Here is a 23,928-nt window from a genome sequence, read left to right on the forward strand (position 1 = left end):
CCGTACCCGTGGTCCCGCTGAGCAGGACGGTTCCGATGAGCCGCCGGATACGGCGTGTCGTCCGACTCTGCTGGTCGTCGCCACCGTCGCTCGATCGGCTTGCCACGCCGATACCGGTTCCCGCTCGCGGCGGGGCACGGGCTCCCGCGAACGCGTGATCGGGGAAGAATTCCCGGTCAACGGGATATTCGGCCGCGATCGCACCGCGTGGAACAGTCGATGCGGCACGATCGCGGCATGGATCGACGCGGTGCAGCGACCGGTGAGCTCGCGACGATTCCGGCGGTGCTGGCCGAGCGGGCACGGCGGGACGGCCCGCGCATCGCGGTGGCGTCACCGGAGGGGCAGCTCACCTACACCGAGCCCGCCGCGGAAGCGCGGCGTGTCACACAGGCGGTGATGGCGCGAGCGGTGCGGCCCGGCGAGCGGGTGGCGATCTGGGCGCCCAACACCACGCGTTGGGTGATCGCCGCGCTCGGCGTGCTCGGTGCGGGCGCGACGCTGGTTCCCCTCAGCACTCGACTGCGCGGTCCCGAGGCGGCGGGCATCCTCGCTCGTAGCCGGTGCCGCGTGCTGCTCACCGTGGGCGACTTCCTCGGCAACGACTACCCGGGAATGCTGCGGGCATCGGGACACGGGCTGCCGGAGTTGCGGACCGTCGTATTGCTCGACGAAGTTCGCGAGGACAGGCCCGAGTATTTCTCGTGGGCTCGCTTTCTCGCCCTCGGCGAGGTGATACCCGCCGCGGAAGCCGACGCGCGGAGCGCGTCCGTGGCCCCGGAGTCGATCTCCGACATCCTGTTCACGTCCGGCACCACGGGCGTACCGAAAGGCGTGCCGACCACCCACAGGCAGACGATCGAGGCTTTCACCCACTGGGCCGATGCGGTCACCCTATCCGGCGACGACAGGTATCTGCTGGTCAACCCGTTCTCCCACGCCTTCGGTTACCGGGCCGGGATCATCGCGAGCCTGCTGCGCGGCGCCACCATGGTGCCGGTGGACCGCTTCGATCCCGAGCGAGTGTTCAGCGTCATCGAGCGCGAGCGGATCACTGTACTGACCGGTCCTCCGACGCTCTTCCACGACCTACTCGCCCACGACCGGCGTGTGCCCCGTGACCTGACCTCGCTACGCCTGGCGGGCACCGGTGGTTCCAGCGTGCCGACCGAGTTGGTGGAGCGAATCCGCCGTGAATTGGGAGCCGAAAAGGTCTTCACCGGATACGGGTTGACCGAATCGACAGGTGTCGCCACGGTCTGCCCACCAGATGCCCCTGCGATCCTGATCGGGGACACCGTTGGAAAGGCATTGCCGGACGTACGGATTCGGATCGTGGACGACACCGGGCAGCCGGTGCCGGTCGGTCGGCCCGGCGAGATAGCGGTGCGCGGCCCGAATGTGATGCACGGTTACCTCGGCGACCCCGCAGCGACAGCGACCGCCATCGATGCGGGCGGCTGGTTGCGCACCGGCGACATCGGCACCCTGGACGCCGATGGCTATCTGCGCATCACCGACCGCCGCACGGACATGTTCGTCGTCGGCGGATTCAACGTCTACCCCGCCGAAATCGAGCGCATCCTTCGTACCCACCCCGACGTAGCGGAGGCCACAGTGGTCGGCGTCCCGGACGCTCGTCTCGGTGAAGTCGGCCACGCCTTCGTCGTCCTCGACGGCATCGCCGAGATCGAACCTGCGGAGATAATCGCCTGGGCGCGACCTCGTCTGGCCGGCTACAAGCTTCCGCGTCGCATCGAGGTCGTAGCGGCACTACCCCGAAATGCCAACGGCAAGGTCTTGAAACGCGCTCTGCGTTCGCGTGAGGCGCAGCCCTGAGCACTTCGAAGATGTATCCCGTTGGGTATGGCTGAGCGGCGGCCTGAAAGACGAATTGCCGCAGGGCGGCAAGTCGTCCGGGGATGGCGGGGACGCCGTTCTCGGCGAACTGCCGGCCGAGGTGTCGGGAGTCGATGCGAAACGATTGTGTGTCCGCAGGTGTCGACGGACAATATCGACATCCACTGATCCAGGCCCCGTCGGCGCGGCGCCTGCTGCTTGGAGGGCAGTCGGAATGTTCGTGGAACCGCTGTCGGGGCATCGCTATTTCCGGACCGCCGACCCCGACGTGGCCCGGGCGGAGATGAGCGGCATTCTGCGTGAGCACCGGCTCGACCCGGGTGCCTCCACCATGGAGGCCAGCTGCAATGTCGTCCGGTACGGCGATGTCGGCCTGGTCTACAAGCATTACGGGGTTCAGGTTCGGATCCGGACCGAACCCATCGAGACCTTCCGCCTGGTTCAAATACCGCTGGCCGGATGGGCCCGGGTGGTCAACGGGACCGCGGATATCGCTTCCGACCCGGCGGTGGCCTCGGTTCCGGATCCCGACGCGCCCCTGGACATGAATTGGCACGAGAGCAGCAGGCAACTGCTCGTCCGATTCGACCGGGCCGCGTTGGACGACCATTTGCGGCGGATGCTGGGTCGGCCGCCGGATCATCCGCTGCGGATGGCCGTCGCCATGCGATTGCGGTCACCGGCCGCCCGGATCTGGCTCGAATCGCTGCGCATGCTGCAGGCCGACGCCGAAGGCCCCGGCCTGTTCCTGGATCCACGGCTGCGGCCGCAGGTCGAGCAGCTGATGATGTCCCAACTCCTGCTGGCGCAGCCGAACAGTTACTCGGAGTTCCTGCTCACAGCGCCCCAGGGAACTCGACGCCGCGTCCCATCCGCCTGGCCGAACAACTCATTATCGACCATGCGCACGAAATGCTCACCGTCACCGATGTCGCGGAGGCAGTGGGACTTTCGGTGCGTAGCCTGCAGGAGGGCTTCCGGCGCTACCTCGACACCACACCAACGGCACGATTGCGTGAAGCCCGGCTGGTGGGCGTGCACAACGCGCTGGCCGCCGCGGACCCCACCAAGACTACGGTCGCCGCGGTGGCCGCAGATTGGGGATTCTGGCATCTGGGCCGTTTTTCGGCCCTGTACCGGCGGCGATGGGGTGTACCGCCGTCGGTGACGCTGCGCGCCTGACCCGCCGCGCAGCGCCGAACCTACCGCGCGGCCCGGACAGAACTCGCGCGAGATGGATAGTCGCGGGCGGTCCGATCCGCCCATCATGAGTGCGGCGGATTCTCCGCCGCACCGATACCCGATCCCATCGGCTTCGAAGGGTCAATCATGTTCTCGATCAAACTGTTCCGCCGTATCAGTGTTGCGGCGGCGGCCACCCTCGCGGTCGCCGGGTACGGCGCAGCCCTCGCGCCGGCGCCGGCGGCGGCGGCCTACGACTGCCCGGGCGGACTGTTCTGCGGCTACGACCAGCGCGGCGGCACCGGCATGTTCGTGCAGGTCGACAACAACTGTCTGTTGCACGACATCGGCAACGAAGGAATCGGAGATCGTCTGAGTTCGTATTGGAACCGCACGGGAAAGACGGTCGGCGTCTACAACTGGACCGGTCGGGAGTGGCAACTGCTCGTCTCGGTGCCCGACAACAGCAAGGGCAATGTGCCCGCCGACGGTGACAACAAGGCCGACGCCCTGTGGGTCTGCCACTGAGAGTGGCGATTCGCCGTACTCGGTGAACCCTCCCGGCGCGCAGCCAGGAGGGTTCATTTCATCGAAGTTCGCGGACTTCCCGAGTGCGGTAGGACCACCTCGTGGACTGCGTGATCAGCGGGAAGGACCCGGACCGTCAGGCGACCTCGTTCTTCATCTGGGCGGTGAGGATCTTCTGGTAACCCGCGCCGAAAAGTCGCGGCAACCAATCGATGACGTGGGCGTCCGTGCCGATCAGGATCTTCGCCTTGTTCTTGCGGATGCCGTTCACGATGACGCGGGCGGCGTGCTCGGGGGTGGTCTTGGCCAGGCGGTCGAAGTTGGCGGCCAGTGCGTCGCGATCGCGGTCGCCGCCCGCCCGTGCCTTCCAGGCGATGTCGGTCTTGATCATGCCCGGGTGCACGCTGCTGACGCCGACCGCGTGTCCGGCGATGGTCATCTCCTGCCGCAGTGCGTCGGTGAAGGCGCGGATGGCGAATTTCGTCGCGCTGTAGGCGCCCTGGCTGGGGCAGGCGGCCAGTCCGAACATGCTCGACACGTTCGCGATGTGGCCGTCACCGGAGGCGATGACGTGGGGCAGGAACGCCTTGGTGCCGTAGGCGACGCCCCAGAAGTTGATGCCTACGATCCATTCGAAGTCCGCCCAGCTGAGTTCCTCCACGTTCGCCGTCAGCGAGACTCCGGCGTTGTTGACCACCAGATTGATCCGGCCGAAGTCCTCGGCCACCTCGTCGGCGTGGCGGTACACCGCCTCCCGGTCGGTCACGTCCAGCTTGTACGCGCGGGTTTGCGCGCCTTCCTTGCCGCACAGCGCCGCGGTCTCCGCGACGTTGTCCACGTTGCGGCCCGACAGCGCCAGCCGGGCGCCGCGGCGGGCGAGTTCGATCGCCACCGCCCGGCCGATGCCCGCGCCCGCGCCGGTGATCACCGCGGTCCTGCCCTCGAAATTCTTCACAGTCGATTTCCTCGTCTCGCTCGGCGGTCGGTCCGCCGGTTGGCCCTGCCGGGTGTCCTCACAGGCACGTGTAGCCGCCGTCGGCGACGAATTCCGAGCCGGTGCTGAAGCTCGATTCGTCGCTGATCAGGAACAGCACCAGGTTCGCCAGTTCCTCCGGACGGCCGGCCCTGCGGATCGGCTGGTTGCCCGACATGCCTTGCGAGCGCGCGGAATCCGCGGTCATCTCGGTGACCACGACACCCGGGTGCACCGAGTTGACGCGGATGTTGTCGGCGGCGAACTCCTGCGCGGCGGTCTTGGTCATGCCGCGCACGGCCCATTTGGACGCGGTGTAGCCGAGGATGCCGGAGAAGGCGATGATGCCGCCGATCGAAGAGATGTTGACGATCGAGCCGCCTCCCGCCCGGCGCATCGAGCCGAGCACCGCCTTCATGCCGAGGAACACCCCGACCTGGTTGACGTCGATCACCTTGCGGAAATCGGCTTCCGACAGTCGTTCGATCGGATCGACGTGCACGATGCCCGCGTTGTTCACCAGGCCCGACACCGGCCCGAAGACCTTCTCGGCGAACGCGACCGCGTCGTTCCACGCCGACGCGTCGGTGACGTCGAGCGGGAGGAAGGTCGCCGCATCGCCCAGCTCGGCGGCCAGCGCCACGCCGTCGTCCACCAGGACATCGCTGATCACCACCGTGGCGCCGTCGGCGACCAGCCGCCGCGCGAAGGCCGCGCCCATCCCCCTGGCGCCCCCGGTCACGATCACGTTCTTGCCGTCGACGCGTCCCATCAACGCGCTCCTTCCGATGTCTGCGCCCGCTGGGCGGTCGGCTGGTTGTCCGCGAGGTGACCGGCCGCGATGTAGCCGAACACCATGGCGGGACCTATGGTCGCGCCCGCGCCCGCGTAGTCGTTGCCCATCACCGACGCCGAGTTGTTCCCGGCCGCGTACAGGCCGGGTATCGGCTGGTCGTCGCTGTCGAGGACGCGCGCGTGCTCGTCGGTGACCAGACCGCCCTTGGTGCCCAGATCGCCCGGCACCATCTCGACGGCGTAGAAGGGGCCCTGCTCGAGCGGCGCCAAGCACGGGTTCGGCCGCACGGTCGGGTCGCCGTAGTAGCGGTCGTACGCGGATTCACCGCGGCGGAAGTCTTCGTCGCGACCGGCGCGGGCGAAGCCGTTGAACCTTTCCACCGTCGCGGTGAGCGCCGCGGGCGCCACGCCGATCTTCGCCGCGAGTTCGGCCAAGGTGTCGGCCTGCCGGATGATTCCGGCATCCAGGTACTTCTGCGGAAGCGGACGTTTCGGGAAGTTGCCCAGGAACAGATACCGGTCCCGGAACCGCTGGTCCATGATGAAGTGCGCCGGGATGTGCCCGGCACCGGCCGCTTCCTGCTGGTACATCGTGTGCACCACGTTCACGTACGGGGCCGATTCGTTGACGAACCGCTCGCCCGCGTGGTTCACCATGATGCCGCCTGGCTGGGAGCGCTCGGCCAGGCAGAAGAACGGCGGGCCGTCGGGATTGCGCACGGACGGGCCCCACCAGGCGTCGTCCATCAGATCGACCGCGCCACCGGCCTTCTGGCCCGCGACGATGCCCTCACCGACATTCTCGGTGGCGCCCACCGTCCAGTCCGTGGACTGCGGGCCGCTCATGTACTGACGGCGCATGTCCAGGTTGTGCTCGAAGCCGCCCGCCGCCAGCACCACACCCCGGCGCGCCCTGATCAGCACCGGCGTCCCATCGTGCTCGGCGCGTACGCCGACCACCGCGTTGCCCTCCGTGACAAGTTCGGTCAGCGGCGTGTTCAGCCACACCGGCACCCCGGCGTCGCGCAACGACAGCCACAAGCGAGCCGCGAGTGCCTTGCCGAGGCTCAGCGGCAGCCGTCCCCGCAGCTTGTTCCCCACCGCCTGGATGCCGACCTTGATCGCGGTGCGTTTGCCCGCCCAGGTGCGGGCGATCATGTTCAGATCGTGGAAGTCGCTGACGGTGAAGGCGATGCCCTTGGGTCCCGACATGGTCGGCTGATTGATCTTGTGCAGGTCGCCGCCGAGCAGCCGCCCGTCCAGCGGGGCGGGCTCGATGCTTCGCCCTTGGGCGAGACCGCCGGGGAATTCCGGGTGGTAGTCGGAATAGCCACGGTCGTAGACGAATTCCCAGTATTTGCTGCGCGCGCCGAGATAGCGCATCATCTCCGGCCCGCGCTCCAGGAAGGCCCGCTGCTTGGCCTCCGGCACCCGGTCGCCGACCACCGCCGCGAGATAGGTGCGGGCCAGTTCCGGGCTGTCGGGCACGCCTTCGCGTTGCAGCACCGGGTTGTTGGGGATCCAGATGCCGCCGCCGGAGCGCGCGGTGGAGCCGCCGAACGCGCGGCTCTTCTCGATCAGCGTCACCGACAGGCCACGGTAGGCCGCGGTCAGCGCGGCGGTCATGCCCGCTGCGCCGGAACCGACCACCACCACGTCGAATTCGAATTCCCGAGTCATCGTGTCGCTTCCCGTCAGTAGCCGCAGCCGGTGAGCATGCCGCCGTCGACGACGAATTCGCCTCCGGTGCAGTAACTGGCCGCGTCCGAGGCCAGGAACACCGCCACGTGCGAGACCTCGACCGGCTGCCCCCAGCGCGGGATGGGCAGGCTCGCGAAGAAGCCGTCGCCGTCGGCGCCGGACGCGCCCGACACCGCCGCGGTCATCGGCGTGGCGATGCCGCCGGGGTGCAGCGAGTTGACCCGGATGCCCTGGCGGCCCAATTCGCGGGCGGCCGACTTGGTGATGCCGCGGATCGCGAACTTGCTGGCGCTGTAGGCGGACAGACCGGCCGCGCCGACGAACCCTTCCACCGAGGAGACGTTCACGATCGAGCCGCCTCCGGTCGCGGCGAGCGCCGGTGCGGCGGTCTTGATGCCCAGCCAGGTGCCGGTCACGTTGACCGACATGATCGTGGTGAACTCCGCCGCAGTCATCTCGGCGATCGGGACGAACCGCAGGATGCCCGCGTTGTTCACCAGGGCGTCCAGCCGCCCGAAGTGGGTGACCGCCTCCGACACCGCCGTGGACCACTCGGCTTCGCTGGTCACATCGTGGTGCACGTAGCGCACGGCGTCACCCAGCTCCGCGGCCAGCGCCTTTCCCTCCTGGTCGAGCACGTCGCCGAACACCACCCGCGCGCCTTCGGCCACGAACTGCCGCACGTGCTCGGCGCCCATCCCCCGCGCCCCACCGGTGACCAGCGCCACCTTGCCGTCGAGTTGTCCCACCGATTCCCGTCCTCTCTGACCGTCGCTTCGCACCGACGCTAAGACGCCGATCGGGGCGCGGCACCGGACCGTCCCGGCCACCGGGACTAGCTCCTGACCTGAGAAATTCCACCGGTCATATTTCGATTAGGCATACCGCTTGCGACCGTCTCGCAGCGGGACGAGTCACCCCCACGAAACCGGAAACGCCCGATCGGGCGATCGACAAGGAGACCGGATGAAGTTCTCGATGATCTTCGAGGCCCAGATGGCCGACCCCTCGCGCGAGCACGAGCACCAGGTGCTGCGCGACTGTGTCGAGCAGGCGGTGCTCGCCGATCAGATGGGATTCGACACCGTCTGGGCGGTCGAGCACCACGGCTTGAAGTGGTACGCGCACATGAGCGCCCCCGAGGTCTTCTTGACCTGGGTGGCCGCCAAGACCGAGCGGATCCGGATCGGGCACGGCGTGGTGTGCATGCCGTTCAACTTCAACCATCCCGTGCGGGCGGCCGAACGCGCCGCGATGCTCGACGTGCTGTCCGGCGGCAGGCTCGACCTCGGCGCGGGCCGCGGCGCGACGCCGGTGGAGACCTCCATGTGCGGCGTCGACCCCGAGCGCACCTATCAGGAGGTCGAGGAGTCGCTGCGCATGATCGGCAAGGCGTGGCAGGACCCGGAAGCCGAATTCGAGTACAACGGTGAGCTCTTGCAGGTCTCGCCGCATTCGCTGCTGCCGAGGCCGGAGCAGTTGCCGCACCCGCCGCTGTTCATGGCGTGCACCAAGAAGGACACGCTGAAGATGGCCGCCGACTACGGAATCGGCGCGCTCGTCCTGGGTTTCGCGGGCGTGGAGGAGATCGCGGAACTGCGGCGCACCTATGACGAGGCGATCGCCGCGCGCACCGGTCAGCGTTTCGTCTCCACCGTCGTGAACGATCATTTCGCCGCGCTGTGCCCCACCATCGTCCTCGACGACCGGGAGAAGGCCCAGCAGATCGGAGCCCGCGGACAGCGGTTCTTCGCGCAGTCGATCAAGCACTACTACGGCGCGGGCCCGGCCCCGGACGAGGCCGTGGACCCGAACGCGGACGAAGTCGCGGCGATCAAGCAGGCGGCCGACGACCACGTGGCCTACCTGCACGAGGCCAAGATTCCGGTGAAGACCGGAGCCACCTCGGTCTTCAACGTCGACCACGCCTACGGCGGCCCCGAGGACGCCATCGCCTACGTCGAGCGGCTGCAGGCCGCGGGCGCCGACGAGATCCTCTGCCTCATCCAGATGGGCACCGTGCCGCAAGAGGCTTGCCTGGAGACCATCCGGCATTGGGGCGAAAAGGTCATCCCCCACTTCCGCAACAGCTGACCCCGGCGCGACATCGAGGAGTTCGACATGGTTGACCTGAAGGGAAAGGTCGCCCTGATCACCGGCGCCGCCAGGGGACAGGGCGCCGCCGAGGCGCGGCTGTTCGTGGCACGCGGCGCCCGCGTGGTGATCACCGACGTGCTGGAAGACGAAGGCGCGCGACTGGCCGAATCGCTCGGCGCCGCCGCGCGTTTCGTCCGCCACGACGTCGGCCGCGGTGAGGACTGGGAAGCCGCCGTCGGCACGGCGGTCTCGGCGTTCGGCAAGCTGGACGTCCTGGTGAACAACGCCGCCATCTACACCGCGAAACCGCTGACCGACACCGCGCCGGAGGAATTGGAGCGCATCCTGCGCGTGAATCTGGTCGGTCCGTTCCGCGGCATCCAGGCGGCGATCGGACCGATGACGCAGGCGGGGGGCGGCTCGATCGTCAACATCTCTTCGCAGGCCGGCCTCGAAGGGTTGATGGGACACTCCGCCTACGGTTCCTCGAAGTGGGGGCTGCGCGGGCTGACCAAGACGGCCGCGCTCGAGCTGGGCCCGGCCGGAATCCGGGTCAACTCGGTGCATCCCGGCCCGATCGCGACGCCGATGGTCCCGTACCTGACCACCGGCCCCGGCAGTTTCCCGTCCCTGCCGCTGCAACGCACCGGCGCGCCGGAGGAGGTCGCCGAACTGGTCGCGTTCCTGGCCTCCGACGCCTCGGCCTACATCACCGGCGCCGAGGTGACGATCGACGGCGGCTTGGCGGCGGGCAAGTTCTTGCCGCCGGACCTCGAGCAGTAGCGGAAGGAGCAGGCCGCCATGCCGCTTTCCCCGCAAGCGCGCGTGATCGTCGAGGCCGCGAGCGCCGCGTTCCCGAAACTGGGCACCGAAGTGCTGGACGCCGCCGAAGCACGGCGCCTGCTCGCCGCCCGCCCGGCGCCGGTCGCCGATCGTGCTGTTCTGCCACGGCGGCGGATTCGTCATCTGCGGTCTCGACAGCCATGACCGGTTCTGCCGGGCCATGGCCGCCGGCGCGGAGGCGATCGTGGTGTCGGTGCCTTTCGTCACCGCCGAGTTCGATCCATTGCGCGACGAGGGCGAGGACTACGGGCAGCGGTTGCGGCAAACCGGGGTCGCGACCGACATCCAGCGCTACGACGGCATGTTCCACGGCTTCATGAGCATGGCCGACCATCTGCCCGAGGCGGTCCGGGCCGATGCCGCCGCCTACGCGGCCGTCCGCGCCGCCCATGCCGAACGGCGTCGCTGAGCGAGCCCGCACCACGCACTGTGAGGAACCACTGATGACGATCCAACGGATCGGCCCCGCCTACCCCACCGACGACCTGCCCGCCACCGTGGCGCTGCTGACGGCCGTCCTCGCCGTCGAACCCACCGTCGTCGACGGCGACCGCTGGGCCCAGTTCGACAGCAACGGTGTCCGCGTGATGCTGGCGGGCACCGACCGCGAGGACGACGACCCGTTCCTCGCGATCAAGGTGGACGACCTGGATGCCGCCCTGAACCGGCTGCGCGCCAGGGGTTTCGCAGCAGGGCAGCCGGTCGTCGGCCCGCACGAACGCCGCGCCGTGCTGCGGCCGACGCCCGGCTGCGCCTGGCACATCGCCCTCTACGAACCGACCAGCCCTGGTCCGATTCCGGTAGACCGAGCGGGAGCACCGGAATAGCGCGGAATTACGGCTCGGCGGAGCGAGCTCATTCGGAGTGCATGCCCGCGGCCGGCTCCGACGCGGTCGCATCCTGCGGGTCCGGCAGCACAGAATCGGGGACGACCGCACGGAACGATTCGGACGGCGGTCGCCGCAATGCGCGTTCGAAGGCACGCGCCGAGGCGGGCCACGGGTTGGTGACGCGCCCGCTGTCGTGCTTGTACCAGCAGCCGGGTTTCATGGCGGGCCATACCGTCCCGGCGATCGCTTGGTCGAGCCACTGCTGATGCGCGCGCATCGCCGCTTGCGTGACCTCGATCGCGGCCGCGCCGATCCGCTCGCGCCAGCGCAGGCAACGGATGATGTACTCGATCTGGCGCTCCTTCATCCCCGGGTTGCTGCCCGCCGGGTTGAAACTGTTCGGCCCGGCGATCAAGAAGGCATTCGGAAAACCCGGAACCGCCACCCCCAGTAGGGCGGTCGCGCCGGAGCGCCATCGGTCGTGCAGGAGCACTCCGCCGCGGCCGCGCACAGTGACGGGGACGAGAAACTCCGGGGCGCGGAAACCGGTGGCGTAGACGATCACATCCGCCCGATGGTGCGCGCCGTCGGCGGTGCGCAGTCCGTCGCGGGTGATCCGGGTGATCGGGTCGGTGATCAACTCCACGTTCGCGCGCGTCAAGGCCGAATAGTAGTGACTGTCGAAGATGATGCGCTTGCCGCCGATCGGGTAGTCGGGGGTGAGTTTCGCCCGCAGGCCAGGGTCGGCGACTCGGCTGTGGAGGTACCGCCGGGCAGCCCATTCGGCGGGCCGCGCCGACCAACCCCGGTGCATGATCGGCGCCAAGACGACATCGGCCCCGTAGTACAGCGCCCGGCGGTAGAGACGGTGAGCACCGGGCAGCCGCAGGACCGTTCGAGCGAGCGGCCCGAACCGGGCGGGCGGTTTCGGCAGTACCCAATGCGGCGTGCGCTGGAAGACGCGGACGTGGCGGGCGGTCGCGGCCAGCGTCGGCAGCATCTGCGCCGCGCTCGAACCGGTGCCGATCACGGCCACGTCCATCCCGTGCAGGTTCTGGTGGTGGTCCCATCGCGCGGAATGGAACGACGGACCGGCGAAATCCGTTTGGCCCTCCAGTTCGGGAATGTTCGGGCGGTGCAGCTGACCCACCGCGAAGATCACCACCTCGGCGCGGACGCGACCACCGTCGGACGTGGTCAGTTCCCACTTGTTCTCGGCTTCCAGATAGGTGGCTTCGCCGATGGCGGTACCCAGCCGCAGATGCTGGGTCAGTCCGTGCTCGGCGGCGACCCGGCGCAGGTACGCCAGGATCTCCGTCTGGCGCGGATATCGGATGCGCCTGTTCCGATAGGGCGCGAACGAGAACGAGTACAGGTGGGACGGCACATCACAGGAGCACCCCGGGTAGGTGTTGTCCCGCCAGACCCCGCCGACGTCGCCGCCACGATCGAAGATCACGAAATCGGTGATCCCCGCTCGTCGTAACCCGACTCCCATCCCGATGCCGCCGAAACCAGCGCCGACGACAGCCACCTCGCAGGTGAGCGCGATCGCCACCCCGCCTCCTTATCATCACACAGTCAATGTGCAGCTACCTCCTCTCTTCGTTGGCTGAAGCCTTCTGGATGGAAAGATCGGCGGATGCGTGCGAGTGGAACGGGAACGACCCAGAAGTGCGGGGGCACAGGGGATCAACGGTACGACGCGATCAGCGGGACGATACTCGACGATCCGTTGGCGGCCGATCGGGCACTACGGGGACCACAGCGAGGACCGCTCGCATACCAGTCCACCAGCACACTTTCCGCTATTCGCGGGTGGACGCCACATCGCTTCCGGCCGCATCGCAGGCCACCCCGCCGGCTTCGAGCCGAGAGCAGCGGGAAGCCGCAGGCGCGAGGACGGCCCGATGTGGCGCTGATCAACGGCACATCCGGGATCGCCATGTGGACGACGGCTTCTTCTGATCGAGCTGGAACCTATTGCGGCGCTGTGAAATCAGCGCCGGGGGCAACCCGCTGCCACCGACTCACGTTGCGCTGCGCCGCGACCCTGCCACCACCGGAACCAGGTACGTTCGCGCGAATGCGTCGAGTTGCTCGTCGGTCCGGAGTTCGGCGAGTCCGTGCGGGGCGAGGATCAGCGAGTGCACGATCCGGCACACGATCTCCGCGCGGATGGTCAGATCCGCCGCGGGCGGCAGGATTCCTCGCTCGACGGCGCGCTCCAGCGCGGTGGCGGTGGTGTGGACGGACATCGCGAACGGGCCCGCGCCGTCGACGGTCAGCTTCAGGACCACGCGCGCCGGTTCCAGCGCCAGCATGCGGTCGACGAGCTGATTCGTGCGCCAGCGGGTGATGACGGTGACGAAGATGTCGGCGACGAGATCGCCGACATCTTCGTGGCGCTCGACGATCTCGGTGATCTCGGCGAGCACCGCGGCAACCTCCCGGCTGATCACGGCCTGCACCAAGTCGTCGCGGCCACCGACATGGCGATAGACCGTCACCCGGTCCACGCCGGCCTTCCGGGCCACCTCCTCGATCGTCGTCTTCTTGACGCCGACCTGCTCGAAGAGGACCAGGGCCGCGTCCAAGATCCGGGTGACGAGGGTACCGGCGGCATTCTCGCTGCTCGCAGCGGCCTTCGAGGCGGTGGGCATGAGCCAACGCTAGCAAAATCGACCGCTCCTGCAACATTCGCACCGAGTTGTTGCTGCAACATTGCAATGCGATTTGTTGTTCTGTACGGTCGTGGCATGGCTGAGCAGGCGGGCGCGACGCAGCGCCGATACCACGACGAAGCGCATGCCATCCATGCGCGCGACGTCCACTTCGATTTCGACTCCGTGCCCATGCACTACGTGCCGGGCGAGGCCTTGGCCACCCACATCGTCAATGTGATGCACCTGGTGTTGCCCGAAGGGGAACGAGCCATGGCGCAGGCGCTGGCCGAAGCGCTGCCGTACATCGACGACGAGCGGTTGCGGGAGGAGGTGACGGGGTTCATCGGGCAGGAGACCATGCACGCGAACAGTCATGAAGCCGCGCGCAGGCACCTGCAATCGATCGGGCTGGACGTCGACTCCTACGTCGGCAAAGTCGCCTGGCTGGTCGATCGCATCCTCGGCGACCACGGCTTGACCGGCCGGGCCAAGGAGGAGTGGCTCAAGGAGCGGCTCGGCCTGTTCGCAGGCATGGAGCACTACACAGCGGTGCTGGGGGAATGGCTGCTCAACGCCGACATCCTCGAAGCGAAGGGCATGCACCCGGCGATGCTGGACCTGGTCCGGTGGCACGGCGCCGAAGAGGTGGAGCACCGCAGCGTCGTCTACGACGCCTTCATGCACCTCGACGGCAGCTACGCGCGCAAAGCCCGCACGGCGATCCTCGCCAGCGCGACGTTGCTGCCGCTGTTCATCGTCTCGACCGCCTACCTGTACCGGAAGGACCCGTCGCCGGAGAAGGGCCGGTTCTGGGGACTTCAGTTCTGGAGCGCGACCCGGCGTGGCGTCATTCCGAAATGGACGGTCTTCTTCACGGAGATGCCGCGGTACCTGCGGCCGGGCTTCCATCCGTCCCAGCTCGGGCCGATGGACAAGGCCCTGCGCTATCTCGCGCACTCGCCGGCCGCGCGGGCGGCGCACCGATGAGCGGCTCACCTGCCCTGGCCGCGCGCCCGGCGCCCGCAGGATTGCGCCTGATCGGCGATGTCATGGACGTCTATCGGAAGGTGTTCGTCACCGGACGCACCGCAGGCCTGCTGTCGCGCCCGAACACGGTGCGCCGTACCGGCTTCGACCTGGACACCACGATCACCGGGATCGAACGCGAAGCCGCCGACGTGGTGAGCTTGACGCTGCGCGCGGCCGGGGGCGGCCCGCTGCCCGCGTGGCGGCCGGGCGCGCATGTGGACGTCTTCTTACCCTCGGGCCGCCAGCGTCAGTACTCGTTGTGCGGTGACCCGAGCGACCGGTTCCGGTATCGCATCGCGGTGCGGCTCATTCCCGAAGGGGGCGGCGGATCGCGCGAGATCCATCAATCGCTGCGGGTCGGCGACCGGCTGCGGATTCGCGGGCCGCGCAACGCCTTCACCTTCGTCGACGCGCCGTCGTATCTGTTCCTCGCCGGTGGTATCGGCATCACCCCGATTCTCCCGATGGTCGCGGCCGCCGGCGCGCGTGGCCGCCTGGTGTACGCCGGACGGTCCCGCGAGACCATGCCGTTTCTCACCGAACTGCCGGACGCGGACATCAGGCCCGACGACGAATTCGGCCCGCCGGACGTCGCCGCGCTGCTGGCCCGCGCCCAACCCGGCGCGGCCGTGTACGTGTGCGGGCCGCCGCCGATGCTGGAGGCGGCGCAGCGGTGCCTCTTCGACCTCAACCCGACCGCCTCGCTGCACACCGAACGGTTCTCCGCCCTCCCGGTCGTCGACGGCGCGGAATTCGACCTCACACTGTCCCGCACCGGGACAACGGTCCGGGTCGCGGCCGACGAAACAGCGCTCAGCGCCATTCAGCGCGCCTTGCCGGATACCCCCTACTCCTGCCGCCAGGGATTCTGCGGCACCTGCAAAGTCGCGGTCGTCTCCGGCGCCGTCGATCACCGTGACCGCGCGCTGACCGCGGACGAACGCCAGAACCAGATGCTGGTCTGCGTCTCCCGCGCCGCGGGCGATCACCTCGTGGTCGATCTCTGAATCCGTCACACGAAAGGGACAACGTTGTCTATCCGTCGCCGACCGAGGGAGACGGCCCGATGAGCATCTCCACCGAGAACTCGGCACCGCCCGTCGTGTCGACCTTCGACGTGCACGATCCGGCCACCGGCGAGGTGGTCGGCACCTACCCGGTTTACGACCGCCACGCCGTGGACACCGCCGTCGCCGCCGCCCACGAGGCCGCGATCTGGTGGCGCGATCTGGGCTTCGCCGGACGCGCTCGGCATCTGGACGCCTGGCGCGCCGAGATCGCGCTCGGCCGGGACGAACTGGCCCGGATCATCCACCGGGAGATGGGCAAGCCGTTCTCCGACGCCAAACTCGAGATCGCCATGGCCCTCGAACACTTGCGGTGGGCCGCTCGCAACGCCGAGAAGGTGCTCGGCCGTCGCTCCGTGCCGTCGAGCCTGCTGACGCTCAACCACGCGGCCACGGTCGAATATCTTCCGCTCGGGGTGGTCGGCGTCATCGGACCGTGGAACTACCCGGTGTTCACTCCGCTCGGCTCCATCTCCTTCGCGCTGGCCGCCGGTAACGCGGTGGTGTTCAAACCCAGCGAGTACACCCCCGGCGTCGGACTGTGGCTCGCGGAAGCGTTCGCTCGCACCGCGCCCGCCGAGCCGGTGCTGCAGGTGGTCACCGGCCTCGGCGAGACCGGGAACGCGCTGTGCCGCAGTGGCGTCGGCAAGATCGGGTTCACCGGGTCCACCGCGACCGGAAAGCTCGTGCTGGCCGCGTGCGCGGAGCATCTCACGCCGGTGCTGATGGAGTGCGGCGGCAAGGACGCGCTCATCGTGGACGCCGACGCCGATCTCGACGCCGCCGCCGACGCGGCGGTGTGGGGCGGGTTGTCCAACGCGGGGCAGACCTGTCTGGCCGTGGAACGGGTCTACGTCCACGCCGAGGTCTACGACGAGTTCCTCGCCAAGCTGCTGGCGGCGGCGGGACAGATCGAAGCCGGTCGCGCGGACGCGAAGATCGGCCCGATCACCATGCCGAAGCAAGTGGCGATCATTCGCCGCCACATCGAGGACGCCGTCGCGCGCGGCGCCAGGGCCGTGCTCGGCGGTGCGGACGCGATCGACCGGCAGTTCGTCCAGCCGACCATCCTCGTGGACGTTCCGGAGGACGCCGCCGCGGTGACCGAGGAGACCTTCGGCCCCACGCTGACGGTGACCAAGGTCAGGGACATGGACGAGGCCGTCGAACTGGTCAACCGCTGCGCTTACGGGTTGGGCGGCACCGTGTTCGCCCGCCGCGACGGGCGACGCATCGCCGACCGCATCCGCGCGGGCGGCGTCTCCATCAACGCGTTCGTCGCGCACGCCACCATCCCCGAGCTGCCGCTCGGCGGTGTCGGCGCCTCCGGCTTCGGCCGCGTCCACGGCCCGGACGGGCTCAAAGAATTCACCTACGCCAAAGCCGTTACGCGCCAGCGCTTCCCGTCTCCGCTACCGCTGACCACGTTCCGGCGCGATCACCGCGTGGACACGATCGTCGACCTGCTCATCGGGGTCGTGCACGGAAGGAAACGCCAGTGACATCCGATTCGATCGAGCACACCCCCGTAGCCATCGTCGGCGCCGGGCTGGGCGGCATCGGCCTGGCGATCAAACTGCGCGAGGCGGGCTTCGACGATCTGGTGATCCTCGAACGCGCCGACGACCTCGGCGGCACCTGGCGGGCCAACACCTACCCCGGTTGCGCCTGCGATGTGCCATCGCATCTCTACAGCTACTCCTTCGCGCCCAATCCGGACTGGTCGCGCACCTACGGCAGGCAACCCGAGATCCTCGACTACATCCGCTCGGTGGCCATCGAGCACGATGTCGTCCGGCACATCCGGTTCGGCGCCGAACTGCTCGACGCCCGATGGGACGAGCAGCGTTCGCTGTGGCGGATCGAGACCTCGCGCGGCGCACTCACCGCGGACTTCCTGCTCTCGGCCACGGGCCTGTTCGCCGAGGCGAAATACCCCCAGCTACCCGGCATCGACTCCTTCGCGGGCACGTCGTTCCATTCGCTGCACTGGGACCACGACCACGATCTCACCGGCGAGCGGGTCGCGGTGATCGGCACGGGCGCGTCGGCGGTGCAGTTCGTGCCGGAGATCCAGCCCAAGGTGGACCGGCTGCTGCTGTTCCAGCGCTCGGCGCCGTGGATTGTCCCGCGCATGGATCGCCGCACTCTCGAACTCGAGCGACGGCTGCTGCGCCGTATCCCCCTGGCGCAACGCGCCATCCGCGGCGGTTTCTACGCGGCGATCGAGACCTTCGGGCTCATCTCGCTGGTCGATCAGCGCTTCCGCCACCCGTACGAAGCGCTGGGCCGGCTGCAATTGCTGCGTCAGGTCCGCGACCGCGAACTGCGCAAGAAGCTCACCCCCGATTACGTCATCGGCTGCAAGCGAGCCATCTTCTCCGACACCTACCTGCCCGCGCTCGACCAGCCGAACGTCGACGTGCTCACCCAGCCCATCGCCGAGGTCCGGCCGCATTCGATCGTGCTGCGCGACGGCAGCGAGCACCCGGTGGACACCATCATCTTCGGCACCGGGTTCACCTCGATCCCGACCGCCTACGAGCGCTACGCCGGGCGCGACGGACGCACCCTGGCGCAGCTCTACCGGGAGCGACCGCAGAGCTATCTCGGTGTCGCGGTGGCCGGGTTCCCCAACTTCTTCTGCACGCTCGGTCCCTTCGGCGCCGCCGGTAACCAGTCGGCGATCTACATGATCGAATCCCAGATCGCCTACATCGTCGACGCTCTGCGCAACGCACGCTCCCATGGCATCCGCCGGATCGAGGTGCGACCCGCGGCGCAGGCCGATTTCGTCGCGGAGATGGCTCGCCGGAGTTCCTCGACGGTATGGCTCACCGGCGGATGCCAGAGCTATTACCAGACGCCGGACGGGCTCAACGCCGGTCTCTACCCGAACTGGAGCTTCGAATACCGGCAGCGCACCAGCCGGTTCGACACCGGAGCCTACGAGGTGGCCGGATGATCGGCGATTTGCTCCGCATCGGCCGGGGGCGGCGCCAGTATTCGGTCGCGGGCAAGGTCGTGCTGATCACCGGCGCGGGCCGCGGCATCGGCCGGGAACTGGCGGCCCAGCTGCACCGCAAGCAGGCCTCGATCGTCTTGGTCGATCTCGATCAGGATGCCGCCGACGCGGCGGCCGCGGCGCTGGGCGACCGGACCCTCGCGATCGCCGCCGACGTCGCCGACCGCGCGGCGATGCGGGCGGTCGCCGACCGGGCCGCCGACCATTTCGGCCGCTTGGACGTGGTGGTGGCCAACGCGGGCGTGGTGCCGCGCCCGGCGACGGTGCGCACGCTGGACGGGCGCGACTTCGACCGGGTGATGGACATCAACCTCACCGGTGTGTTCAACACCCTGCGCCCCGCGCTGGATCACGTCGTCGCCGCCGAAGGACATGTCGTCGTGGTGTCGTCGTGCGCGGCGTTCGCGCCCGGCATGGCGGGCGCGCCGTACATGATCAGCAAAGCGGCGGTCGAACAGCTGGGACGGGCGCTGCGCGTGGAACTGGCGCCCTTCGGCGCCTCGGCGGGCATCGCCTATTTCGGCATCGTCGACACCCGCATGACCCACGACACCCTCGACAACGACGAACTCGGCCGTGAGCTGGACGATCTGCTGCCGTGGCCGTTGAACGTGCGCATCTCGGCGGCGGAAGCGGCCGAGACCATCGCCGAGGGGATCGAGCGGCGCGCGGCGCGCACCATCGCACCGGCCGGATGGGAGCCCTACGCGCTGCTGCGCGGGGCGGTCAATGTCGTGCTCGACAGCGCGCTGGCGCGCGACCGCCGCGTGCACGACCTGTTGCGCCGGGTCGAAGCGCGCACGAAGCCGTCGTGACATCCGATCCCGTGTCATCCCGCATGCGTACGCCGGTCACGACGGCTCGCGGTCGCGCCACCGCACTCGGCGCGGTCCGGCGGCGGCATGCGTCCTGCGACCCGAAGGAATTCCTCCCGTGAGCACTCCACGCTTCGACACCCTCCCCGCCGCCTTCCAGCACAACGCGACTGTCGCCCCGGACGCGGTCGCCCTGCGCACCCCCGGTGACGCCGCCACCCTGACCTGGCGCGAGTATGCCAAGCGGGTCCGGCTGATCGCCGCCGGCCTGGCGGGACTGGGCGTGCGGCGTGGCGACACGGTGGCTCTGATGATGTCCAACCGCATCGAGTTCTATCCACTCGAGATCGGGGCCCAGCACCTCGGCGCCACCAGCTTCTCGGTGTACAACACCGCGTCACCGGAGCAGATCGCGTACGTACTGCGCAACGCCGGGGTTCGCGTGCTGATCTGCGAGCCGCGATATGTCGAGCGGGTCCGCGCGAGCGGCGTCGAACTCGACCACATCGTCTGCGTCGACGACGCTCCGGAGGGCACCTTGTCGGTCGCCGACGTGCTCGCCGCGGGCGCGGCGGAGTTCGACTTCGACGCCGCCTGGCGGGCGGTCCGGCCCGACGACGTCGCCACGCTGATCTACACCTCGGGCACCACCGGCGATCCCAAAGGGGTGGAGACGACGCACGCGAACCTCATGTTCGAGTGCTATGCGGTCGAACAGGTGCTGGGCATCCGCTTCGGCGACACCATCACCTCCTACATGCCCACCGCGCACATCGCCGACCGACTGACCGCGCTGTACTTCCAGGAGGTCTTCGGCACGCAGGTGACCTGTGTCGCCGACCCGACCCGGATCGGCTCGGCCTTGGCCGACCTGCACCCCACGATCTGGGGCGCCGTGCCACGGGTGTGGGAGAAACTGAAAGCGGCAATCGAATTCGCGGTCGCCAACGAACCCGACGAGCAGCGCAAGGCAGCTCTGCGGTGGGCGTTGACGGTCGCCGCCCAGCGCAGCGCCCATCAATTGAACGGCGAGCCGGTCCCCGCCTCCGTCGCCGCCGAGTGGGCGCGCGCCGACCAGCTCGTCCTGTCGGGGCTGCGCGCGAAACTCGGTCTGGATCGCGTGCGCTGGGCGATGTCCGGCGCGGCGCCCATCCCGGCCGAAACGCTCGGCTTCTTCGCCGGGCTCGGCATCCCGATCGCCGAGATCTGGGGCATGTCCGAACTCACCTGCATCTGCAGCGTCAGCCACCCGGACGAGGCCAGGCTCGGCACCGTGGGCAAACTGCTGCCCGGCATGGGGGCCAGGATCGCCGACGACGGCGAGCTGCACGTTCGCGGTCCGCTGGTGATGAAAGGCTATCGCGGCGACCGCGGCAAGACCGCCGAGGCCGTCGACCCCGATGGCTGGCTGCGCACCGGAGACGTGATCACCATCGACGACGAGGGGTACCTCAGGGTCGTGGATCGCAAGAAGGAGCTGATCATCAACTCCGCCGGAAAGAACATGTCCCCCACCAACATCGAGAATGCGATCAAGGCGGCGACACCGCTGATCGGAGCCATCGCCGTGATCGGCGACGGCCGCCCTTACAACACCGCGCTGGTCGTCCTCGACGCCGAAACCGCCGGCCCGTACGCCGCGCGCCACAACCTGCCGGATTCCTCGGCGGCGGCGTTGTCGGCCGACGCCGGTGTCATCGAGCAGATCGCGGCGGGCATCGCCGCGGGCAACGCGAAATTGTCCCGCGTGGAGCAGGTCAAGCGATTCCGCCTCTTGCCGGCTTTCTGGGAGGCGGGCGGCGACGAAGTCACCCTCACGATGAAACTCAAGCGCCGGGTGATCGCCGAGAAATACGCCGCCGAGATCGCCGGACTCTACGACCCCGCCCCCGGCCCGGATGTCCACGAACCCGGCGCACAGGCCATCCCGGTGACCACCACCTGAGCGGACCGGTGGCCGATCAGCGCTCCTTGATCCAGTACATGCCGCGACCGGACTCCGCGGGCGCGCGCTTCTCGCGTGGCTCGATCCGGTCCAGGCGATAGCCGAGCCGCCGGGCCACCGCGGCGCTGCGGACATTCGCCTCGTCACAGTGGATCTCGACCCGATCGACGCCCGGCAGCGCCAAGGCGATACGGGTCAAGATCGCTGCGCTGCGAGTGATCACGCCGCGGCCGGTGTGGGCTGCGTGACACCAGTAGCCGATCTCCACCGCACCCGGACCGAGCCGATCGTGCAGGCCGATGGCGCCGAGCACGCTGCCCGCGGCATCGAAGATGCCGTAGTTGAACGCTCCGGCGGCGCTGGGCCAGCTCTCGTCGGTCTCCCGGCCGAAAGCGCGCTGACTGTCCAGCGTCGCGGGTTCGGGAAGCCAATCCATCCAGGGGTGGATGAGGTCGAACGACGCGTTGATCGCCTCGAGCCGCGGCCGCACATCCTCTTGAAGCCACCGCCGCAACAGCAGCTCGTCCACCTCGATTCGCTGGGGTGGCCCGACGCCCGGCGCGAGTGCGGAGCACGACTGCATGTCCATACCGCTATGGTGGTCGCCCTGCGTCCGGCCGGGCAACGGATATTCCGGCGCCTGTGTTGGTTCACCTCCGCATCGGCGCAGTTCGGCGCTGGTGATCAGGCGCCTCGGAGGCGGACCTCGGCGTCCAGCTCGGCGGCGGCTGCGGCCAGCGCAGCGGCGTCCGGATCGGCTCCGAGCCGGTCGGCGAGGTCGGCTCGGGACAGGATCAGCATCCCCCGCGGCTCGGATCGGGAGCCGGGTTCGACTTTGACGTGCCCCTCTTCCAGCACCAAGCGCGCGTCCGGTTCGTCGGTGGCCAGCAATCGACGCAAGTCGTCTTGCGTCACTCGACCGGAACCCTGCGCGCCGCTCGACGTCGTATCCGCCGCGTGTGCCGCTCCGCTCGTGTTTTCAGCATCCATGCTGACCGATTGCCCTGGCGAACCTACGGGAAACCGGTCGACCAGCACGCTTCCCCATCTCGTGTGCAACTCTCGGGCGGGCCTGAACCGGACGGCCGGTGCCCCGGCGAGCCGGCGTTCAGATGCCCGGGACGCGTTACCCGACTTTCCCGGCTATCCGACACCCGCCCGCCGTAGCGCCCGCTGCGCGGCGTTCGCCCCGCACATACCGTGCGCCCCAGGACCAGGGGGCGTCGCGGCGGAGCAGAGATAGTGGCCCGGTACGCCGACGTCGTAGGGCTGCAGGGTCACGCGGGGGCCGAACAGCAGCTGTGGGATGTCTTTCGCGCCGGTCATGATGTTGCCGCCGACGTAGTTGGGGTTGTATTCGGCGAATTCCGCCGCGCTGCGCACGCTTGTCCCGACTATCCGGTCACGGAATCCCGGAGCGAAGCGTTCGATCTGGGCGGTGATCGCCGCCGTCGCGTCGCCGCGATATCCGTGCGGGACGTGAGCGTATGCCCAGATCGGATGAATGTCGCCGACCGACCGTTGCGGATCGGCGAGATACTGCTGACCGACCAGCACGAAGGGGCGTTCGGGCATACGGCCGCGGTGGATGTCCCGTTCGGTCGCGGCGACCTCGGCGAACGTGCCGCCCAGATGCACCGTCCCCGCCCGGCGGGCCGCCCGCGCCGTCCACGGCACGCCGTCGTGCACGGCGAAGTCGACCTTGTACGCGCCGGGGCCGTAACGGAAACGGTCGTACGCCCTCCTGATTCGCGGAGGCAGGCGCTCACCCACGACTTCCGCGACCGCGGTGGGCGCCAAGTCCCACATCGTCACAGCCGCCGTCGGCAGATCGGACAGCGACCGCACGCGAACACCCGTTTCGATCTTGCCGCCCAGGTCACCGAGGGCCGCCGCCATGGCTTCGGTGATGCGCCGCGATCCACCGGCGGCGACCGCCCAACCGTAGGTGTGGCCGGCGGTGAGGATGCCCAGACCGATACTCGCGCTGAGCGGTCGATGCAGTGGATGAAAGGCATGAGCCGCGACGCCGCCGAAAAGCCCCCTGGCCTGCTCCGTCCGGAACAGTCCTGCCAGCAGAGCGGCCGGGACGAGGGCAGGAACCCCGAAGCGGGCGAGGGAAACCGGATGGCGTGGCACGCGCAGCAGCGGCCGCATGATGTCACCGCTCATCCGCTCGTAACCCGCGGCCGTCCGCTCGAACAGCAGCCGCCACACCCGGCCGTCGCCGCCGAGCCCGGCCGCCGTCTCCGCGACCGAGCGCAGCAGCACGCCCGCCGTGCCGTCGTCGAGCGGATGAGCGCAGTCGACCTCCGGCCATGCCCAGGACAATCCGTAGCGCTCCAGGTCGAGACCGCGCAGGAACGGAGAGCCGACCGCCATCGGGTGGATGGCCGAGCAGTGGTCGTGCAGCAGACCGGGCACGATGGCCTCGCCGCTGCGGGCGCCGCCTCCGATCTCGTCGGCGGCCTCCAGCACGGTGACGTCCAACCCGGCTCGGGCCAGGACGATGGCCGCCGCCAAGCCGTTGGGACCGCCGCCGACCACGACCGCTGTGCTCATATCGCTCTCC

The 23,928-nt window shown here is 68.9% G+C and carries 23 protein-coding genes and 1 pseudogene; 15 read left to right on the forward strand and 9 right to left on the reverse strand.

What is annotated here, in order from left to right:
• The first annotated feature begins 237 nt into the window (after nt 1-237).
• The 4 genes and pseudogenes from ACH49X_RS17030 (at nt 238) to ACH49X_RS17045 (ending at nt 3,570) form a co-directional block, all read left to right on the forward strand.
• Complete coding sequence (locus tag ACH49X_RS17030) at nt 238-1,839, forward strand: FadD3 family acyl-CoA ligase (protein WP_357205523.1); 1,602 nt, start codon at nt 238-240, stop codon at nt 1,837-1,839.
• A gap of 304 nt (nt 1,840-2,143) precedes the next feature.
• Nucleotides 2,144-2,650, forward strand: a pseudogene (locus ACH49X_RS17035) (hypothetical protein); the annotation flags it as partial.
• A 122-nt stretch (nt 2,651-2,772) separates the two neighbouring features.
• On the forward strand, nt 2,773-3,042 hold the full coding sequence (locus ACH49X_RS17040) for a helix-turn-helix transcriptional regulator (RefSeq protein ID WP_357205879.1): 270 nt from the start codon (nt 2,773-2,775) through the stop codon (nt 3,040-3,042).
• 147 nt (nt 3,043-3,189) lie between these two features.
• A complete protein-coding gene (locus tag ACH49X_RS17045; protein WP_195079345.1) occupies nt 3,190-3,570 on the forward strand; it encodes a peptidase inhibitor family I36 protein in 381 nt (126 codons plus the stop codon).
• 136 nt (nt 3,571-3,706) lie between these two features.
• On the opposite strand, the gene ACH49X_RS17050 is transcribed toward ACH49X_RS17045, so the two are convergent.
• The 4 genes from ACH49X_RS17050 to ACH49X_RS17065 are packed head-to-tail and all read right to left on the reverse strand — an operon-like array spanning nt 3,707 to nt 7,788.
• Nucleotides 3,707-4,525 carry an SDR family oxidoreductase gene (locus tag ACH49X_RS17050; protein WP_357102861.1) on the reverse strand — a complete coding sequence of 273 codons (819 nt, stop codon included), beginning with the start codon at nt 4,523-4,525 and terminating at the stop codon, nt 3,707-3,709.
• A gap of 58 nt (nt 4,526-4,583) precedes the next feature.
• On the reverse strand, nt 4,584-5,315 hold the full coding sequence (locus tag ACH49X_RS17055; RefSeq protein WP_357102864.1) for a glucose 1-dehydrogenase: 732 nt from the start codon (nt 5,313-5,315) through the stop codon (nt 4,584-4,586).
• Nucleotides 5,315-7,018: a 3-oxosteroid 1-dehydrogenase gene (kstD, locus tag ACH49X_RS17060; RefSeq protein WP_195079342.1), complete on the reverse strand. Its 1,704-nt coding sequence runs from the start codon at nt 7,016-7,018 to the stop codon at nt 5,315-5,317. Before kstD ends, ACH49X_RS17055 begins: the two co-directional genes overlap by 1 nt.
• Nucleotides 7,019-7,032: 14 nt before the next feature.
• Nucleotides 7,033-7,788, reverse strand: a complete 756-nt coding sequence (locus ACH49X_RS17065) for a glucose 1-dehydrogenase (RefSeq protein ID WP_195079341.1) — start codon at nt 7,786-7,788, stop codon at nt 7,033-7,035.
• 217 nt (nt 7,789-8,005) lie between these two features.
• Between ACH49X_RS17065 and ACH49X_RS17070 the strand changes: the two genes are divergently transcribed.
• The 5 genes from ACH49X_RS17070 to ACH49X_RS17090 are packed head-to-tail and all read left to right on the forward strand — an operon-like array spanning nt 8,006 to nt 10,806.
• Nucleotides 8,006-9,133 carry an LLM class flavin-dependent oxidoreductase gene (locus ACH49X_RS17070; RefSeq protein WP_357205526.1) on the forward strand — a complete coding sequence of 376 codons (1,128 nt, stop codon included), beginning with the start codon at nt 8,006-8,008 and terminating at the stop codon, nt 9,131-9,133.
• A gap of 27 nt (nt 9,134-9,160) precedes the next feature.
• Nucleotides 9,161-9,919 carry a glucose 1-dehydrogenase gene (locus ACH49X_RS17075; RefSeq protein WP_195079339.1) on the forward strand — a complete coding sequence of 253 codons (759 nt, stop codon included), beginning with the start codon at nt 9,161-9,163 and terminating at the stop codon, nt 9,917-9,919.
• 18 nt (nt 9,920-9,937) lie between these two features.
• Complete coding sequence (locus tag ACH49X_RS17080; protein ID WP_195079338.1) at nt 9,938-10,123, forward strand: hypothetical protein; 186 nt, start codon at nt 9,938-9,940, stop codon at nt 10,121-10,123.
• Nucleotides 10,071-10,388: an alpha/beta hydrolase fold domain-containing protein gene (locus tag ACH49X_RS17085; RefSeq protein ID WP_397070194.1), complete on the forward strand. Its 318-nt coding sequence runs from the start codon at nt 10,071-10,073 to the stop codon at nt 10,386-10,388. The genes ACH49X_RS17080 and ACH49X_RS17085 overlap by 53 nt, the downstream gene beginning before the upstream one ends.
• A 34-nt stretch (nt 10,389-10,422) precedes the next feature.
• Nucleotides 10,423-10,806 (forward strand): VOC family protein, encoded by a 384-nt coding sequence (locus ACH49X_RS17090; RefSeq protein WP_195079336.1) that lies wholly within the window; start codon nt 10,423-10,425, stop codon nt 10,804-10,806.
• Between the two features lie 28 nt (nt 10,807-10,834).
• Here the strand turns inward: ACH49X_RS17090 and ACH49X_RS17095 are convergent, their stop codons facing one another.
• Nucleotides 10,835-12,367, reverse strand: a complete 1,533-nt coding sequence (locus ACH49X_RS17095) for an NAD(P)/FAD-dependent oxidoreductase (protein ID WP_357205529.1) — start codon at nt 12,365-12,367, stop codon at nt 10,835-10,837.
• Between the two features lie 472 nt (nt 12,368-12,839).
• Entirely contained in the window at nt 12,840-13,472 is a 633-nt protein-coding gene (locus tag ACH49X_RS17100; RefSeq protein ID WP_195079335.1) for a TetR/AcrR family transcriptional regulator, read from the reverse strand.
• A gap of 96 nt (nt 13,473-13,568) precedes the next feature.
• On the opposite strand from ACH49X_RS17100, the gene ACH49X_RS17105 reads away from it, so the two are divergent.
• From ACH49X_RS17105 to fadD11, 6 genes are all read left to right on the forward strand, one after another.
• The gene (locus tag ACH49X_RS17105; protein WP_195079334.1) at nt 13,569-14,462 is read left to right on the forward strand and encodes a metal-dependent hydrolase; all 894 of its coding nucleotides are present in this window, start codon (nt 13,569-13,571) and stop codon (nt 14,460-14,462) included.
• Complete coding sequence (locus tag ACH49X_RS17110; protein WP_195079333.1) at nt 14,459-15,511, forward strand: 2Fe-2S iron-sulfur cluster-binding protein; 1,053 nt, start codon at nt 14,459-14,461, stop codon at nt 15,509-15,511. Before ACH49X_RS17105 ends, ACH49X_RS17110 begins: the two co-directional genes overlap by 4 nt.
• 59 nt (nt 15,512-15,570) lie before the next feature.
• On the forward strand, nt 15,571-17,073 hold the full coding sequence (locus ACH49X_RS17115; RefSeq protein ID WP_195079332.1) for an aldehyde dehydrogenase family protein: 1,503 nt from the start codon (nt 15,571-15,573) through the stop codon (nt 17,071-17,073).
• On the forward strand, nt 17,070-18,536 hold the full coding sequence (locus ACH49X_RS17120; protein ID WP_323124047.1) for an NAD(P)/FAD-dependent oxidoreductase: 1,467 nt from the start codon (nt 17,070-17,072) through the stop codon (nt 18,534-18,536). Before ACH49X_RS17115 ends, ACH49X_RS17120 begins: the two co-directional genes overlap by 4 nt.
• Nucleotides 18,533-19,411 carry a short-chain dehydrogenase/reductase gene (locus tag ACH49X_RS17125; RefSeq protein WP_195079331.1) on the forward strand — a complete coding sequence of 293 codons (879 nt, stop codon included), beginning with the start codon at nt 18,533-18,535 and terminating at the stop codon, nt 19,409-19,411. Before ACH49X_RS17120 ends, ACH49X_RS17125 begins: the two co-directional genes overlap by 4 nt.
• Nucleotides 19,412-19,529: 118 nt before the next feature.
• On the forward strand, nt 19,530-21,356 hold the full coding sequence (gene fadD11 / locus ACH49X_RS17130; RefSeq protein ID WP_357205532.1) for a fatty acid--CoA ligase FadD11: 1,827 nt from the start codon (nt 19,530-19,532) through the stop codon (nt 21,354-21,356).
• Between the two features lie 16 nt (nt 21,357-21,372).
• Here the strand turns inward: fadD11 and ACH49X_RS17135 are convergent, their stop codons facing one another.
• The 3 genes from ACH49X_RS17135 to ACH49X_RS17145 all read right to left on the reverse strand — a co-directional run bounded on the left by ACH49X_RS17135 (nt 21,373) and on the right by ACH49X_RS17145 (nt 23,918).
• A complete protein-coding gene (locus tag ACH49X_RS17135; RefSeq protein ID WP_323124049.1) occupies nt 21,373-21,945 on the reverse strand; it encodes a GNAT family N-acetyltransferase in 573 nt (190 codons plus the stop codon).
• 95 nt (nt 21,946-22,040) lie between these two features.
• Nucleotides 22,041-22,271, reverse strand: coding sequence for a hypothetical protein (locus tag ACH49X_RS17140; RefSeq protein ID WP_195079329.1), 231 nt, complete (start codon nt 22,269-22,271; stop codon nt 22,041-22,043).
• A 228-nt stretch (nt 22,272-22,499) separates the two neighbouring features.
• The gene (locus tag ACH49X_RS17145) at nt 22,500-23,918 is read right to left on the reverse strand and encodes an NAD(P)/FAD-dependent oxidoreductase (RefSeq protein ID WP_195079328.1); all 1,419 of its coding nucleotides are present in this window, start codon (nt 23,916-23,918) and stop codon (nt 22,500-22,502) included.
• Nucleotides 23,919-23,928 lie beyond the last annotated feature (10 nt).

The organism is Nocardia sp. NPDC019323, assembly GCF_044389845.1.
Taxonomy (GTDB): Bacteria; Actinomycetota; Actinomycetes; order Mycobacteriales; family Mycobacteriaceae; genus Nocardia; species Nocardia implantans.